General features: G+C 69.0%; 20 protein-coding genes. 5 read left to right on the forward strand and 15 right to left on the reverse strand.

What is annotated here, in order from left to right:
• The first annotated feature begins 60 nt into the window (after positions 1-60).
• Positions 61-438 (forward strand): hypothetical protein, encoded by a 378-nt coding sequence (locus PGB26_RS02265; protein WP_271638679.1) that lies wholly within the window; start codon positions 61-63, stop codon positions 436-438.
• A gap of 3 nt (positions 439-441) precedes the next feature.
• Here PGB26_RS02265 and PGB26_RS02270 read toward each other — a convergent pair whose 3' ends face one another.
• Complete coding sequence (locus tag PGB26_RS02270) at positions 442-1,635, reverse strand: glycosyltransferase (protein WP_271638680.1); 1,194 nt, start codon at positions 1,633-1,635, stop codon at positions 442-444.
• A 133-nt stretch (positions 1,636-1,768) separates the two neighbouring features.
• Here PGB26_RS02270 and PGB26_RS02275 point away from each other — a divergent pair, with 133 nt between their 5' ends.
• A complete protein-coding gene (locus PGB26_RS02275; RefSeq protein WP_271638681.1) occupies positions 1,769-2,032 on the forward strand; it encodes a glutaredoxin domain-containing protein in 264 nt (87 codons plus the stop codon).
• Positions 2,033-2,069: 37 nt separating this feature from the next.
• Entirely contained in the window at positions 2,070-3,830 is a 1,761-nt protein-coding gene (locus PGB26_RS02280) for an aldehyde dehydrogenase family protein (RefSeq protein WP_271638682.1), read from the forward strand.
• Between the two features lie 142 nt (positions 3,831-3,972).
• Here PGB26_RS02280 and ypfJ read toward each other — a convergent pair whose 3' ends face one another.
• Complete coding sequence (gene ypfJ / locus PGB26_RS02285) at positions 3,973-4,848, reverse strand: KPN_02809 family neutral zinc metallopeptidase (RefSeq protein ID WP_271638683.1); 876 nt, start codon at positions 4,846-4,848, stop codon at positions 3,973-3,975.
• 97 nt (positions 4,849-4,945) lie between these two features.
• Between ypfJ and PGB26_RS02290 the strand changes: the two genes are divergently transcribed.
• Positions 4,946-5,935 (forward strand): malate dehydrogenase, encoded by a 990-nt coding sequence (locus tag PGB26_RS02290; RefSeq protein WP_271638684.1) that lies wholly within the window; start codon positions 4,946-4,948, stop codon positions 5,933-5,935.
• Between the two features lie 75 nt (positions 5,936-6,010).
• Positions 6,011-6,469, forward strand: a complete 459-nt coding sequence (locus PGB26_RS02295) for a recombinase family protein (RefSeq protein ID WP_271638685.1) — start codon at positions 6,011-6,013, stop codon at positions 6,467-6,469.
• 11 nt (positions 6,470-6,480) lie between these two features.
• On the opposite strand, the gene PGB26_RS02300 is transcribed toward PGB26_RS02295, so the two are convergent.
• From PGB26_RS02300 to PGB26_RS02360, 13 genes are all read right to left on the reverse strand, one after another.
• A complete protein-coding gene (locus PGB26_RS02300) occupies positions 6,481-7,125 on the reverse strand; it encodes a hypothetical protein (RefSeq protein WP_271638686.1) in 645 nt (214 codons plus the stop codon).
• A gap of 2 nt (positions 7,126-7,127) precedes the next feature.
• Positions 7,128-7,496 carry a hypothetical protein gene (locus tag PGB26_RS02305; protein ID WP_271638687.1) on the reverse strand — a complete coding sequence of 123 codons (369 nt, stop codon included), beginning with the start codon at positions 7,494-7,496 and terminating at the stop codon, positions 7,128-7,130.
• 122 nt (positions 7,497-7,618) lie between these two features.
• Positions 7,619-9,184, reverse strand: coding sequence for a hypothetical protein (locus PGB26_RS02310; protein WP_271638688.1), 1,566 nt, complete (start codon positions 9,182-9,184; stop codon positions 7,619-7,621).
• A 3-nt stretch (positions 9,185-9,187) separates the two neighbouring features.
• Positions 9,188-9,469 (reverse strand): hypothetical protein, encoded by a 282-nt coding sequence (locus tag PGB26_RS02315; RefSeq protein ID WP_271638689.1) that lies wholly within the window; start codon positions 9,467-9,469, stop codon positions 9,188-9,190.
• Complete coding sequence (locus PGB26_RS02320) at positions 9,466-9,654, reverse strand: hypothetical protein (RefSeq protein ID WP_271638690.1); 189 nt, start codon at positions 9,652-9,654, stop codon at positions 9,466-9,468. Before PGB26_RS02320 ends, PGB26_RS02315 begins: the two co-directional genes overlap by 4 nt.
• A 74-nt stretch (positions 9,655-9,728) precedes the next feature.
• Positions 9,729-10,121 carry a hypothetical protein gene (locus PGB26_RS02325; protein WP_271638691.1) on the reverse strand — a complete coding sequence of 131 codons (393 nt, stop codon included), beginning with the start codon at positions 10,119-10,121 and terminating at the stop codon, positions 9,729-9,731.
• 116 nt (positions 10,122-10,237) lie between these two features.
• Positions 10,238-10,525: a WXG100 family type VII secretion target gene (locus PGB26_RS02330; RefSeq protein ID WP_083428829.1), complete on the reverse strand. Its 288-nt coding sequence runs from the start codon at positions 10,523-10,525 to the stop codon at positions 10,238-10,240.
• 128 nt (positions 10,526-10,653) lie between these two features.
• Positions 10,654-11,211 (reverse strand): hypothetical protein, encoded by a 558-nt coding sequence (locus PGB26_RS02335; protein WP_271638692.1) that lies wholly within the window; start codon positions 11,209-11,211, stop codon positions 10,654-10,656.
• Complete coding sequence (locus tag PGB26_RS02340) at positions 11,208-11,786, reverse strand: hypothetical protein (protein ID WP_271638693.1); 579 nt, start codon at positions 11,784-11,786, stop codon at positions 11,208-11,210. The genes PGB26_RS02335 and PGB26_RS02340 overlap by 4 nt, the downstream gene beginning before the upstream one ends.
• The gene (locus PGB26_RS02345; protein ID WP_271638694.1) at positions 11,783-12,289 is read right to left on the reverse strand and encodes a hypothetical protein; all 507 of its coding nucleotides are present in this window, start codon (positions 12,287-12,289) and stop codon (positions 11,783-11,785) included. The genes PGB26_RS02340 and PGB26_RS02345 overlap by 4 nt, the downstream gene beginning before the upstream one ends.
• Positions 12,290-12,309: 20 nt before the next feature.
• Positions 12,310-13,557, reverse strand: a complete 1,248-nt coding sequence (locus tag PGB26_RS02350; RefSeq protein WP_271638695.1) for a hypothetical protein — start codon at positions 13,555-13,557, stop codon at positions 12,310-12,312.
• Positions 13,554-13,892 carry a hypothetical protein gene (locus tag PGB26_RS02355; RefSeq protein WP_271638696.1) on the reverse strand — a complete coding sequence of 113 codons (339 nt, stop codon included), beginning with the start codon at positions 13,890-13,892 and terminating at the stop codon, positions 13,554-13,556. The genes PGB26_RS02350 and PGB26_RS02355 overlap by 4 nt, the downstream gene beginning before the upstream one ends.
• A 73-nt stretch (positions 13,893-13,965) precedes the next feature.
• Positions 13,966-14,253: a WXG100 family type VII secretion target gene (locus PGB26_RS02360; RefSeq protein ID WP_083428829.1), complete on the reverse strand. Its 288-nt coding sequence runs from the start codon at positions 14,251-14,253 to the stop codon at positions 13,966-13,968.
• Between the last annotated feature and the right edge of the window lie 120 nt (positions 14,254-14,373).

The raw sequence follows: 14,373 nt of genomic DNA on the forward strand, positions 1-14,373 counted from the left end.
AGAGGGCAAGGGGACCCAGGCGGTCGAGCCGACCGCACGAAGCAGTGACGGAGGACATCTGTGAGTTTTCGAAGCAAGGAGACGTTGGAGACGTGGCTCGCGGAGTTCCGCTCCGAGCGCGAGGCGGGTGATCTCATCCGGGTGATCATCCAGGACGGCTCCGACGGCTCCGACACGGGACTGGTGATCGTGCCGGTGAAGCACTCGGCGGTCAGCATCTTCATGCAGCCGATCCACATGGGCGAGGCTCGGTGGAACGTCACCCTCGAGCCGAGCAGTGAGGACACCGTCCTCACCAGCCATCAGCTGCATGCGCTCGCCAGCGAGCTCGCGGTCGCGGCGGAGCTGTGCTCGTACCTCGAGGCCCGCAGCATCGGTCACGAAGAGCAGCAGGATGCCGCGCCCGCCGACGACGCGGCGACCGCCGAGAACGCCTGATCCTCAGAGCTCTCCCGGTCGCATCGCCTCGGCGTCGATGGCACGCATGACCCGCAGCGTCGCGGTGTCTGCCGCCGGCTCGTCGGTGGCATCCGCCCGCCGCCGCGGCGCGTAGACGACCAGGGCGTGGAACAGGAACCGCGCGAAGAAGGCGACCACCAGGGATATCGCCGTGGCGATCACGCTGGAGATGTGCCAGGTCTCGACCATCAGCGCCATGACCGGGATGCGCAGGGCCGCCTCGACGGCGTTGAACGACACCGACGCGGCGAAACGCACCCACAGCTTTCGGGCATCCTCTCGCTCGTCGCGGAACACGAACAGCTCCTGCAGCACGAAGTTGCCGATGATGGTGACCGCCGCTCCGACGATCGCGGCGAGCACGTAGTCGACGCCCAGGTGGGTGAGGGCCCACATGATGCCGATGTTCACAAGTGCCCCGAGGCCGCCGATCACGGCGAAGCGCCCCATCTTGCCGAACCGCAGGCGAGCGAGGTGCGCGAGGAAGGTCGCGCCCTGTCGCAGGCTCGCCTTCGAGTCGCCGTGCCGGCGTGCGCCGAACTCCAGCGGCACCTCGGCGATGCGCAGCTCGCGCCGCTCGCCGCCGCGCACGAGGATCTCGAGCAGGATCTTGAAGCCCTGCGGTCGCAGCTCGTCGAGGTCGATGTGCGAGCGGTCGATGAGGAAGAATCCGGTCATCGGATCGGTGCTGTGCCAGAGCCGCCGCAGGAACATCGCCTTCGTGACGGCGGTCGCCGCCTTCGACACCGCGTAGCGCACGGCGGTGCCGAGGCCTGCGGAATCACCCCCGCCGATGTAGCGGGAGGCCGCGACGACGTCTACGCCGCCCTCGGCGTAGCGCGTGAGCATGGCCCCCAGCAGTTCGGGCGGGTGCTGCAGATCACCGTCCATGACGACGCACACGTCGTGCGCGGCCTCGGCCAGCCCCAGCGCGACGGCGCCGCCGAGCCCGCCGGTGTTGCGGTCGCGGTGGATGCCGCGCACGGCGAGGGCGGCGGATGCCCCGACGCGGGCGATCTCGTCGATCGTGCCATCGGAGCTGTCGTCGATGAACAGGATCTCGGCGGCGATCCCGGCGAGCGCGGCGGAGACGCGGGCGACGAGTTCGGCGACGTTGTCGCGCTCGTTGAACGTGGGCACGATGACGGTCACGGGAGGAAGGGAGGGGGCGCTCACGGGTTCTCCTCCACGGTGTCCTCTGAAGTGCGTCGGCGGGGTGCCGCAGCGATGCAGCATCCATCGTTTCACGGCTCGCTCCCGGTGAGGCGCACACGGCGCCCGCTCGGGTGCGTCCCCGTAGGCTGGGAGCATGAGCACTCCCGCATTCGACACGATCACCATGTTCGGCGCCGATTGGTGCCGAGACTGCGTCCGCACCAAGAGGCAGCTCGACCAGCTGGGCGTCGAGTACACCTACGTCGACCTCGTCGCGGATCCCGCGGCAGCGGACGTCGCCAAGGAGATCTCGGGCCGCATGAACATTCCCGTCGTCGTCTACCCCGACGCAAGCCACCACGTCGAGCCGAGCAACGCCGACGTCGAGGCGAAGCTGCGCGAGCTCTCGCTGATCTGACGCCATTCCGCTTTCCCCACCGCCCCAGGAGACGACGATGACTCAGGAGACGGCTCTCGACGGCGAGCTGGACGAGGCGCAGCGCAGCGCGCTGGATGCCGACGTCGACGCTCTGCAGCAGGGGTCGCGCACGTGGGCGCATCTCACCGTGGGCCAGCGCGCGACCCTGCTGCGCGCGCTGCGCACGAGCGTCGCCGCCGCAGCGGACGAGTGGGCGAACACCGCCGCCGACTCCAAGGGCCTCGAGCGCAGGCATCCGCTGCGCGGCGAGGAGTGGCTGAGCGGGCCGTACTCGGTGCTCGGCGCTCTCGACGCCTACATCGACACGCTTGCGAAACTGGACCACGGGCGCTCGCCGCTCGACGGGGTGGCTGTCGGCCGCGCGCCCGGCGGCCGCACGAGGGTGAGCGCGTTCCCGCTGACGGGACTCGACCGGCTCCTGCTCTCCGGCTTCAGCGGTGAGGTGTGGCTGCGGCCAGGCATCACCCCCCACACGGCCCGGGCGAGCGCAGGGCTGGCGCAGCGCTCGTCGAATGCGCCCGGCGGCGTCGGCCTGGTGCTGGGCGCGGGCAACGTCACCTCGATCCCCGTCCTCGACGTGCTGTACGAGCTTCTCGCGCACAACCGCGTGGTGCTGCTCAAGGTGAACCCCACCCAAGACGCCCTCGTGCCCGTGTACGAGCGCGCGCTGGCGCCGCTGATCGCCCCCGGCTTCCTGCGGATCGTGCGCGGCGGCCCTGCCGTCGGCGCGTACCTCACGGCTCATCGTGACCTGATGCACGTGCACATCACCGGCTCGGCGGCGACCTTCGACGCCATCGTGTGGGGCCCTTCGACGGGCTCAGCAGCCCAGCGGGAGGCGACCGCACGACGTCGGCGCGAGAACCGTCCGCTGCTGAAGAAGCCGATCACTGCTGAGCTCGGCGGAGTCTCGCCGATAATCATCGTGCCCGGCGAGTGGAGCGCCGCCGACATCGCCTTCCAGGCCGAGCACGTCGTCACCATGCGCCTGCAGAACTGCGGTCACAACTGCATCGCCGGGCAGGTCGTGATCATCTCGTCGGAGTGGGCGCAGGCCGAGCAGTTCCGCGCCGCGCTGCGGCGCGCGTATGCGGCCGCCCCCGAGCGGCCGATCTGGTATCCCGGCTCGGCGTCGCGCATGCGGCAGGCCGCGGAGGACTATCCGGATGCCCTGGTGCTGGCCGACCGCCTGCTGGTCGAGATCGACGATGGCCAGGATGCTGCGGCACTGCAGTCCACCGAGTACTTCGCCCCGGTGCTCGGCGTCGTGGAGCTGCCAGGCGCCGGTCAGCAGTTCCTCGATGCCGCGATCGCGCACGCGAACGAAGAGCTGCAGGGCACTCTGGGCGCCAACCTCATCATCGATCCGGCCACCGAGAAGTCCCTCGGCAACGGATTCGAGCGTGCGATCACCGAGCTGCGCTATGGATCGATCGCGATCAACTCGTGGACGGCCTTCGGCTTCATCACCCCGACGCTGACCTGGGGCGCGTTCCCGGGCAGCACCCTCGACGACGTCGGCAGCGGCATCGGCGTGGTGCACAACGCCCTGCTGCTCGACGGCGTGGAGCGCTCGGTGGTGCGCGGGCCGTTCCGCCCCTTCCCCCGGTCGCTGCCCCTGCTGAACGGCGGGGGCCGTCTGACGATCCTGCCGAAGCCGCCGTGGTTCGTCTCCTCCCGCACCGGCTCCGCGGTGAGCGAAGGGCTCACCCGGTTCCGCGCGCACGGCGGCATCCCTGGGCTCATCCGCACCCTGCTCCTGGCGCTGCGCGCCTGACGCGGCCTCCCCTCGTTCCCCGACACCCCCAGTTGCCGCCGAGACCCCCATCTGCAGACGCGCGCAGCTGGGGGTCTCGGCGATAGGTGGGGGTCTCGGCGATAGGTGGGGGTCTCGGCGATAGGCAGGGGTGCTGCGGCGGTCAGAGCTGGTCGCCGGGGACGGCGAAGGTGTCGCAGACGCCGAGGCCGTTCTTGTAGCCGTTCGCGAACCAGGCCTGGCGCTGCTCGCTGGTGCCGTGGGTGAAGCTCTCCGGGTTGACCCGGCCGGCCTGCTGCTCTTGGATGTGGTCGTCGCCGACGGTGAACGCCGCGTTCAGGGCATCCGTGATCTGCGCCTCGGTCGGCTTCTTCAGGTAGGTGACGCCGTTGTCGTCCTTCAGCTTCGTCACGTCTCCGAGCCAGGCGCCGGCGTAGCAGTCGGCCTGCAGCTCGGTGCGCACGCCGTTGCTGTCGGGGCCGGTGCCGTTGTTCGGGTACTTGTCCATCGTGCCGGTGATGTTCTGGATGTGGTGACCCCATTCGTGACCCACGATGTACAGCTGGGCGAGCTCACCGGCAGAGGCGCCGAACTGATCCCGCATCAGCTGGAAGAACGTCGGGTCGATGTAGACGCCCTGCTCGGGCGGGCAGTAGAACGGTCCGACGGCGTTCGAGGCCGTGCCGCACTGGGTGGAGGTCGCACCGTCGACCACGGTCATCGTTGGCGCCTGGTAGCCGTCGAATTTCTGCGTCCAGTAGTCGTCGAGCAGCACCTGGGCACCTGCCATGCGGCAGTCGTCGCTGGTGTTCGCGTCCTGACCGGTGTCGCACTCTGAGAGCGCCTCGCCGCTGGAGGCGGGCTCGTTCCCGCCACCGGGCGCTCCGCCGACCAGCCCGGTGAGATCGGGACCGCCGAGCATGGCGACGACCAGCGCGACCAGGCCGAGCACGCCCACGCCACCACCAGCGATCGCGGCGCCCCGCCCGCGGCGGCGCGTGGTGTTGCCCGAGATGTCGGCATCCGGATTGAAAGTCATGCTGAAAAGGTAGCGCTCCGCGGGATCCGACGACGAGGGCTTGACGAATCGGCGCGCACCCCTCATCCGGCCTGGAGGCGGGGCATAAGCTCAGGGCATGGCGACGACGATCACGATCACAGGTGCCGGCGGACAGATCGGCTACGCGCTGCTGTTCCGCATCGCGGCGGGAGACATGCTCGGGCCGGACGAGCACGTCAGGCTGCGTCTGCTCGAGATCCCGCAGGGGCTGCGTGCCGCCGAGGGGGCGGCGCTCGAGCTGCAGGACGGCGCGTTCGGGCTGCTCGACGACGTCGAGGTCACCGATGACGCCGAGATCGCATTCGACGGGGCGAACCTCGCGCTTCTCGTCGGCGCCCGTCCGCGCGGGCCCGGCATGGAGCGCGGCGACCTGCTCGCTGCGAACGGCGGCATCTTCGGCCCGCAGGGGCGCGCGATCGCCGCGGCCGCGGCATCCGACATCCGCGTCACGGTCGTCGGCAACCCCGCCAACACGAACGCGCTGATCGCGGCCTCGTCGGCCGACGGCGTTCCCGCCGAGCGGTTCACCGCCCTCACCCGGCTCGATGAGAACCGCGCCCGGGCGCAGCTCGCGCAGACGCTCGACGCTCCCGTCGCCCGCGTGCGCCGGGTGCCGATCTGGGGCAACCACTCGGCCACGCAGTTCCCCGACATCTCGCACGCGACGATCGACGGCGAGCCGGTCGCCGAGCGCCTGACCGCCGCGGTGGGTGATGTGCGCGCCTGGCAGGAGCAGACCTTCATCCCCCGGGTGGCCAAGCGCGGCGCAGAGATCATCGAGGTGCGCGGTTCGTCGTCGGTGGCGTCCGCGGCGAGCGCGACGATCGATCACGTGCGCGACTGGGTGCACGGCACCGAGGAGTGGACCAGTGCCGGCGTCGTCTCGCACGGCGAGTACGGCGTGCCGGAGGGGCTGGTCTCGTCGTTCCCGGTGCAGTCGATCGCCGGCGAGTGGCGCATCGTCGAAGGGCTCGAGCTGGATGCCTGGGCTCGGGCACGCATCGACGCCTCGGTGGCCGAGCTGGTCGACGAGCGCGAGACGGTGCGTTCGCTCGGGCTGATCTGAGCGCCGGCTCCGCACCCCGGAGTCAGGCGGCCCCAGACGCGGTGCTCGGGCAGAATGGATGCCGGAGGTGCGGCGATGACCGATGCGATGAACCCGAACGGCGGCGAGGCCGAGATTGCGCTGACCAGTCCGCTGCATCTGCCGCATGCGGCCGCGAACTGCCCGAAGTGCCTGGCGAACGACGATCACGGCTGGTGGTCGGCGCGGCCGGAGGGGACGCGTCTGGTCGGGCTCGTCGTCGCGCGCGACGGCATGCCGTCGGTGACCCAGCAGCGCGACGACCTCACGCGCTTCGGTGTGCCGATCGAGGGGTTCCGCCACCCCGCTCCCGAGATCCTGGAGACCTGGGGCGACCGCCTGGCACGCCTGATCGACACGCTGCGACCGGGGGACGTGCTCGTGGTCGCGAACGTGCACGCGCTGGGCCGCGATCGCGACGAAGAGTCGCGCACGATCTCCGAGCTGCGTCGGCGCGGGATCATGGTCAAGGTGCTCGGGCATCACGCCCGGCACCTGGCCGACGCGCCCCACTGAACGGGTCGCTGTCAGCCCTTCGCGGCCAGCAGCTGCTCGCGCAGCGACGGCGCACGCTCGCTCGCGAAGCACGCGGCCGCCACGAACTCGTCGAACAGGGCGCACATCATGTTCTCCAGCTCGCCGAGCGGGGTCGAGAAACGCGCGAGCAGCATCTGCTTCGTCCCGGGAACGGGGATCCAGTAGTCCGCGATCAGTCGGAGCGTGCCGTCGGCCTCGCTGCCGTCGGCGACGGACTCGGTGCGGTGCGTGCGCAGTGCCGGAACACCGGGACCGCGCACCTCGGCCATCGACGCGTGCGCCGCGGGATCGAGCTCTTTCAGGCCCTCGGCCATGACCGCGAGAACGGCTTCCGGTGCGGTGCCGATCGCCGGGCTCATCCGCAGGTCGGTGGGCTCGAAGACGAGCAGTGTGACCGGCAGCGGCGCACCGAGCGCGATCTCGGTCGAGAACATGATCGCCCGGATGTCACCACGGGAGCCCGCGGCCACGGCATCCTGCAGCTGCTGTCGCACCCGCGCCCGCTCGGGCGCGCGGTCGTCGGCCGGGCCGACGGACTCCTTCGCTATGCGGCGGATGGATGCCGTGGCTGCCGCAGCGCTCGACAGATCGACCGAGTACCACCGCCCTGGCAGCCGGAATCGCAGTTCCGGCACGCTCACTCCGGTTCCGTCCACTCCCCGTAGCGAGCGCGCATGTCGGTGAGGCTCACTCCGCCTTGTCCGGCGTCGGTGACGGTGAGCGGTTCGAGGCCCGCGGCGGCGGCTCGCAGATCGACGGGTTCCTCGTCCTCCGCCGTCGGAGCACCGGCGACGAGTTCGATCGTCGCCGGCTCCCACGGGAGCGTCTGCCAGATGGTCTCGATCACCCTGTCCAGCTCGTCGCTCGAGAAGGGCTGCACGGAATCGGTCACCAATCCCACGCTGAGCCGGTACCCGAACCCGTCGCGGGACCGCTCGAGGGAATCGACCTCGGTGATTCTCGGCACCGCCGAGGTCAGCGCATCCGCCACGTCACCGTAATTCACGGTCGCCTCCTCTGTCTGTCCTGTTCCCGGAAGCTCTGCTCTGCACCCGGTCATCCCACCGCCGAGCACCGCACCTGCCAGCACGACCGCCAGCAGGCGTCGTGCGCCAACGCTCGAACGCATCATTCACTCCAGTGGTAGTAGGAGATGTCTGTGTAGCCATCCTGGTTGAAGAAGTCTCCGAGGCCGGGATGATCCGCCTGAACCTGCGCGAGATGCTGCTGGTAGGTGGCGGAGTACTTCGCCGCGCTGTGTGCTTCGGTGTCGACTCCGAGAACCGGGTTGGGCACGGGTGGGTCCACACGGATCGACGTCCAGTTCGACCCGTGCTCGACGCTGTCGAAGTCTCCGGCGATGGCATCCAGGCGCGGCACGGGGTCGCCGTTGTGCTGGACGGAGACGACGTCGATGTCGCTCGGTATGGGCATGTGGTCGATCGGTGCGCCGGATGCCACGACGGCCCGCCAGTTGTAGTCCGAGTTGTACGCCGCCAGATGACCGGCCATGATTCCGCCCTGGCTGAACCCGACGAGCATGACAGGGTCATCCGGACCGACTCCGGCCTGGTCCATCGCCTCGAGCACGGCCCGCTCGTACTGGGTCTGCAGCGCCGGGGTGAGCATCAGCGCCAGGTTGCTGTCGAGATCGTTCACCGCGCCCTGGTCGCCGAATCGTGAGAGCCACTCCTGCGTGCTGGGCAGTGTCACCGTGTAGTACCAGCCGTCGGGACCGAGAACCTTCGTGATCTTGATCACCGAATCGGTCTCGCCGCCCAGCCGGTCGACCTCGCCGGTTCCGTCGAGGACGTTCGCGAGGGTCGGGTGATCAGGGATCACCTTCTTCTTCGCATGCCGGTACGGGTCGGTGCGGCTCACGTCCGGCGTGCCCTTGACCACATCCGACAGGACGCTCCAGATCAGGAAGGCTGCGAGCACGCCGGCGATGACGGCGCCGATGATGAGACCGATGGTGCCGAACAGCGCTCCGATGGCCACGACGAGCAGCAGCACGACGAGCGCGCCGAGGATGGCGACGACCGTGTCGGCGATGCTCTTGAGCAGGTCGACGACGTCCTGCAGGAAGTCGCCGATCCACTCCCCGATCCCGGCGAGGAAGTCGCCGATGTCGGAGAAGAAGTCGCCGACGCCGTCCCAGAATCCCTCGTTCGTGGCGGCGATCGCCGCATCGATCCGACTGATCGCTCTCTCCGCGGCCTCGTTCATCGCCTCGCGGGCGGCGTCGATCCGAGCCCGCGCCGCGCCGACCGCGGCGGCTGCGTCGTCGGCCGCGCGCTGCGCGCCCGGCACCCGGTCGGTGAGGGACGGCGCGGGGTCATCGGCCGCGCTCACCTGGTCGGAGAGATCCGCCAGCGCGCGGTCGGCGCGTCCCTGAGCGAGCAGGGCATCGTCGAGGTCGTTCTGGGCTCGCTCTGCATCGTCGTGCGCGGCGGTGAGTGCGACGGCGTATTCGGTGATGGCGTCTGCCGTGCCCTTGTACCGCGGATGGATCCGCTCGAGCTGCGACGAGATCTCCTCGTTCTGCTCGTGCAGAGCGCGAACGGCCTCCCCTTCATCGTCCGCGACGATGCCGCGCAGCTCCTGGATGACGTCGAGGATCACCTCGGCGGAGGAGACGAGGTCGGCCGCGCGTGAGGTGAGCTCGGCCGGATGCCCGGGAAGAACACTCATGACCTACCCCTCCCCTTCCTGAGCCATCTTCGCGTCGAGATCCCGGAAGGTGTCGACGATGGCCTGCATGAACTCGGCCTGCGAGCGCAGGTTGTCGCGCAGATCCTCACGGGCGATGTCCCACTTGCCTCCGAAGTCGTCGATGGTGCTGGCGAGGCCGCCGTGACCGGTGAGGCCGCCGATGTCACCGGCGAAGCGCTCGGCCTCGTCGAACGTGGTCGCAAGCGTCTTCGCCGTGTGCGCGGTCGATTCCAGCCGCGCGAGGTCCATCCTGACGTCGGTCATCGCGCGTCACCGCCCCGGCGCTCGTCCCGGCCGGCCTGGCTTTGCGCCGCCGCGGCACGCAGGTGACGCCCGAGTGCGGCATCGGCCGCGCGCACCTCGGCGCGCAGAGCAACGGCATCCTGCGCTGTTCGCGGAATGCGCACGCGCAGTCCGGCCAGCGCCGTCCGCAGGTCGTCTTCAGACATCTCGCCCCCTCCGGCATCGGTCCTCACTTCGCGCCTCGACGCTACTGGAGCGAGCATCCGGCAGTCGATGGGCATTACTCCCCACTCCGGCAGGTCGGGTTCACCGCTCGAGCAGCTCGCGCAGGCCCACACGCATCGCGGAGCCCTGAGGGGCGTCGGTCACGGCGTGCTCTCCGGATCGGGTCGAGCGTGAACAGGGTGCCCAACGGTGCTGTAAGCGCCTGCTCCACCGGAGCGCTCACGCCGAGGATCGCCAGCACCGCCAGCACCGCGGTGGAGCCCTGCCGTGCTGGGCTCGACCTGCGCCGGGTGAGGATCTCGGCGACCGCCGCGCCGTCGCTGCCGAACGTCGCCGCGAGGTCGGGATGCTCCGGGAAGGCCACCGCCTCGAGCATCCCGAGCCTCGGCTCCTCGGCGGCCGAGCGCGCGCGTGCCCAGGATCGTGCATCCGCATGAGTGAGCGTCATGATGCGGTCAGGCTACCGACCCACGTGTCGGCGTGTCCCATGCACACAGAGTAGGGGCCGCAGACCCGAAGGAGGGGCCGACGGCGAACCGTCGACCCCTCCCCGGAAAGCAGAACTCAGCCGCCGGCGAGCTGCTGATCCAGGTCCTGGATCGCGCGCATCATGCCCAGCAGTGACTCCGACATGTCATTGATGCCGTCCACCGCGGTCTTCAGACCCGTGGTCAGCTCACCGTAGCCCTCACCGAACTTGCCCGACGCGTGCTGCGTCTTGAAGTCCTCACCCAGCAGCGTGTCCACCTGCCCCTTCAGGGTGTCCAGCTGACCCTGAATGTCATCACGAGCCTGCGACAGCGACGACGCCACCTGCTCCATCTCCGCATAAGACGCACCGAAATCGGCCATCGTCCACACCTCCGCTAAATCGATCGAACCGGACCACCCCGGCCCGACACCACCAAACTACAAGCCCCCACAAGCCGCAGTCGATGGGGACAACTCCCCATCACCGCACCGCCCGTCGAGCTGCCGTCTCAACGCAGCTGAACAGAGGCGAAGAGCGCGGAGATATCCTGCTCCGCCTGGTACAGCGCAACGCCGTCCTCGACGAACACGTCCATGAGCACGAGCGTCCCGGCCCGCCGTCCGATCTGCCGTCGCAGCGCGATGCTCTCCTCCCCCAGGGGGAGGATGAGCACGCAGTCGAGCGCCTCCTCGAACGGGGAGCCCGCGATCGGCGCGATCCCCTGCACCAACCCACCCACCCCCAGCTGCGCGAAGGATTCGAGCGGCTCTGCACTGAGGGAGTCGTCGAGCTCGACGGCAGTCAGGTGCGCGACCACGGCGGTACGCCCGATCGACGGCATCCACCAGAACCGCTCCTGCACGCCCGGAAGCGGGGGGTCCGCGCGCACCAGGGCGAGCGCGCTCTCGGCGATGGCGGTGCGCACTGCGGCGGGCGCGCCCTCGGCGGCCCGGTCCTGCGCGACCTCGGCTGCCCAGGCCAGATCGTCAGCGAGATCGTTGAAGGGGAAGGCCACCGGCAGAGTCAGCCAGGCTTCCTGGTCCGGCTGCACTCTGAAGCCGCTCACTGCCGCCATCGGAACGTCTCCACGATCGTGTCGCTGAGTTCCGCCAGACCCGCGACGAGAGCGGGATCGGTCTCGTCGAGCGTGGTGATCGAGACCGAGATGATCATCCCGCGCCCCTCGCCCTGCCCGGGCAGCGGGATGCCGTAGTCGATCTGGCGCCCGATGACCTCGGCGAGCTCCTCCTTGCCGCGCCGCTCGCTGTCTGCGCGCAGGATTCGCCCGATGACCGTGTCGAAGGCCTCGACGCGGCCGTGGGCCATCCCGCGGAACGACGACTCGAAATCGCTTCCCGCCTGCGCCACATGCTGGATCAGCGCGAACGACATCGGCAGCGGGGCGGAATCGTCGTGAGTCGTGTCGGGAAGGTAGATGGCTCCGACCCGGCGGCCCTGCAGCTGCTTCCACTGCTGGTTGATGAGCATCCGCGCCTCGACGTCGAGGTCTGGTCGTCCGAGGGCGCGGATCTGTGCGGACAGGCGCGATGTGAGCGCCTTGCGACCTTCGTCATCGACGAAGTACCGGGTCCAGCCCGGCGGGAAGAGGATGCTGAACCCCCCGGGCTGCTCGTCGGTCATGCTTCGTCGTCCATCCCCGACCACAGCGGCAGACCCTGCCGTGCACGTCGGCGATCCGACATCAGGGCGAGGGTGCCGGCTGTGACGAGCAGGGCGAGCAGAACCGCAGCGTCGGTGAACGCCGCTGCCCACCGCAGCGAAAGGTCCGCTCCCGACCCCTCGGGCAGCGCCCACGCGAAGAAGAACGAGGCGATGGTGGCCGCGGCGGTCGCCGAGAAGGCGCCGACGACGCGACCGGCGTCGTCCACACGCGACAGCATGAGGACGACCACCGCGAGCAGGACGCCGATGACCGAGAGCGTCAGCATCAGCCACCCCGGAAGGGAGAACAGCGGGAAGTCCACGGCGGCGTCCCAGATGGGCGAACCGTGAACACTGACCTGACCCCCGGCGAGCAGAAGGGAGCCGAGCAGATACACGATGAGCACAGCGGCCTGCAGCATCCTCAGCAGCAGGTAGAGCGTAGTGATTCTCTTCTGCAGACGGGCGCGGGCTGAAGACATATCCCCTAACCTACGGCCTCTCACCACGGTGCCGTGGCAGCGCCGTATCCGGTCAATCCGGCAGCCCCGGTCCAGGACACCGCGTTGAGGAACTGAGTGAACTTTCCCGGCAGCTGAGTGGCGGTCTGCGTCACGAACTGCTGCACGGCAGGATTGGAGCCCCACCCCGAGCCCTTCATGGTCGTCAGGAACCGCTGGATCTGCTGGACTTCGGGGCCGCCGTTGGCGATGGTGCGCAGCGGGTTGACGAACATGCCCGGCTTGGGCAGTCCGCTCATCGAGCGGATGGGCGCGGCGAGCCACTGGAACGGTGTTCCCCAGGTCGACGGATGCAGCAGTCGAACACGCGGCAGTCCCGAGCGGATCACCGAGGTCACTACGCCCCGCCCGCCTTTGACGACTGCGCTCAGCGCGGGAACGCCCTTCGAGAGCGCTCTGCCGATGCCGAACGGCAGCAGCCCGAGAGCCGCGAGCCCCACATCGCCGAGGGTGGCACGGCCGTCGGCCCACTTGAGGGCGGTGAGCCCGAGGCTGAGAAGCGTGAGCCCGAGGACCACCGCCGCCAGCAGACCGGTGAACGGCGCGCCGATGATCAGTGCCACGACGGTGAGCACGACGAGAACCACGGAGATGACCGTGAGCAGGTCGTCGACGACGCCCCAGAATCCGTCGCCGTTGTCGGCGGCATCCATCGCCTTCTGCACGCCCGCGACGGCGTCGTCGTAGGCGTCCGACCACTCCTCGAACACGTGGTCGAAGCTGCGCCACTGACTGTTCCGCTCGTTTTCGGCGCTGTTCAGCGAGGTCTGCGCGGACGACGCGGCGCCGGAAGCCGCATCCTTGTCCTCCTGGCTCGGCTCGTCCTCCCAGGGCCACTGGTGCTCCACCGACGCCAGCTGGCGGTCAGCAGATTCCTTGGCCTCCAGAGCGGTCTGATATTCGTTCTCGGCCCTCTCGACCTCATCCTGGTGCAGCGAGAGCCAGTTCTGGGCCTTCCTCAGGGCGTCGGCGTAGGTGCGCAGCGCCTTTCCGGTTCCTTCGTAGCGGACAGCGGCGTCGGAGAGGTCTGCGGAGGAGTCCTTGGCCATTTCCGCGAGCTTGTCGGTGCCCTTGCTCTTGTGGATGCTGGAATCACCCACCTCGACGAGCATCTCCGCGGTCTCGTCCATCGTGGTGGCGAGCTCGACGAATGCCTGACCGTCGGCCCAGATCGTGCCGGGTTCGCCCTCCAGCGGACGCAGCTCATTCGAAGTGAAAGGTGACCTCATTGCGCCGTCGCCTTTCCGACAGAGACCCCGGTCGTGCTTGTCGGCGTCTCCAAGTCAGCAGCGGTGTTCGTATCCCATTCGTCCCAGCCGTCGATGATGCCGGTGAGCTGCTTGAGGATCTCATCGAGGTTCTTCTGCAGCTTGCCGCGGTTCGACTTCCAGTCGGACTCGAAATCCGAGACGCGGCTTCTCAGCTCGGAGCGGCCGTCGGGCTTGCCGATGGCCTGTTCGAGCTGGTCGTTGGTGGCGGCTGCGGCCTCGAACGCGTCGACGGACTCCTTCAAACCACTCTTGGTCTTCCGGAGCCTCTCCAGGTCCAGCATGATGTCGACCACTTCTGCAGTCCCTCCGTGTCATTCGAACGAGGGACCGGACGTCGCCCGGCCCCTCCGCGTGGTTCGTGCGGGTTCAGCCGCCGGCGAGCTGCTGGTCGAGGTCCTGGATCGCGCGCATCATGCCCAGCAGCGACTCGGACATGTCGTTGATGCCGTCCACCGCGGTCTTCAGACCCGTGGTCAGCTCACCGTAGCCCTCACCGAACTTGCCCGACGCGTGCTGCGTCTTGAAGTCCTCACCCAGCAGCGTGTCCACCTGCCCCTTCAGAGTGTCCAGCTGACCCTGAATGTCATCACGAGCCTGCGACAGCGACGACGCCACCTGCTCCATCTCCGCATAAGACGCACCGAAATCGGCCATCGTCCACACCTCCGCTAAATCGATCGAACCGGACCACCCCGGCCCGACACCACAAACCTACAAGCCCCCACAAACGCCCGTCGATGGGGACAACTCCCCATCCCCGCCCGGACGCCGAAA

The sequence above is a fragment of the Microbacterium sp. nov. GSS16 genome, assembly GCF_028198145.1.
In the GTDB taxonomy this organism is placed as follows: Bacteria; Actinomycetota; Actinomycetes; order Actinomycetales; family Microbacteriaceae; genus Microbacterium.